The organism is Mycobacterium sp. VKM Ac-1816D, from assembly GCF_000416385.1.
GTDB classification, from domain to species: domain Bacteria; phylum Actinomycetota; class Actinomycetes; order Mycobacteriales; family Mycobacteriaceae; genus Mycobacterium; species Mycobacterium neoaurum_A.
In genome coordinates, this window is sequence record NZ_AOHQ01000093.1 from 1 (window position 1) to 257 (window position 257).

At 67.3% G+C, this 257-nt stretch carries 1 protein-coding gene; it reads left to right on the plus strand.

Going from position 1 to position 257, the window contains the following annotated elements; translation table 11 throughout:
• Positions 1-257 (plus strand): DUF222 domain-containing protein (locus G154_RS00305; protein WP_036478583.1); only part of this gene is annotated, 257 nt, incomplete at both ends.

Consider the following 257-nt stretch of genomic DNA (forward strand, 5'->3'; position numbering starts at 1 on the left):
GAGATCAGTGCGGCCTGCACTCTCAGCCCGCGCGCTGCCAGTGCCCAGATGCGCATCGCGATGGCCCTGCGTGATCGGCTGCCTAGGACCGCGGAGGTGTTCGCGCAGGGGGTGGTGTCGGCGAAGGTGATCGCTGCGATCACCTGGCGCACGCAGCTGGTATGTGATGAGGAGGCGTTGGGGTTGATCGATGCCGGGATCGCCGGCACCGCCCACCAGTACGGCGCATTGTCGGAGAACGCGTTGATCCGGGCGGT